A 348-nucleotide genomic window follows, 5' to 3' on the forward strand; every position below is an offset into this window, starting at 1 on the left:
AACGCTCCAATCTTAAAGGCGCACTCCAGCCTTTTACCCCGTTGTTGCTTCGCTTTGGTGGACGTGGCGAGGTCAAAACCTTGCGCAGCGCCGAAGCCGTTTCTCTGGCACTCCCCCTTAGCGGAATCACGCTGTACAGCGGCTTGTATATTAACGAGCTTATCTCGCGCGTACTCGAATACGAAACCCGCTTTTCTGCACTCTTTTTCGATTACCTGAACTGTATTCAGGCGCTGGCTGGCGCGACGGGTTCGCCAGAACCTGCATTGCGTCGCTTTGAGCTGGCCTTACTTGGTCATCTGGGGTATGGCGTCGATTTTACCCACTGTGCGGGCAGCGGCGAGCCGG

General features: G+C 56.0%; 1 protein-coding gene. It reads left to right on the forward strand.

What is annotated here, in order from left to right; translation table 11 throughout:
- Positions 1 to 348, forward strand: a 348-nt coding sequence (gene recO, locus FDW94_RS24385; RefSeq protein WP_249358612.1) for a DNA repair protein RecO, incomplete at both ends; no start/stop codon positions are given.

It is taken from the genome of Citrobacter sp. wls757 (assembly GCF_005280935.1).
Taxonomy (GTDB): Bacteria; Pseudomonadota; Gammaproteobacteria; order Enterobacterales; family Enterobacteriaceae; genus Citrobacter; species Citrobacter portucalensis.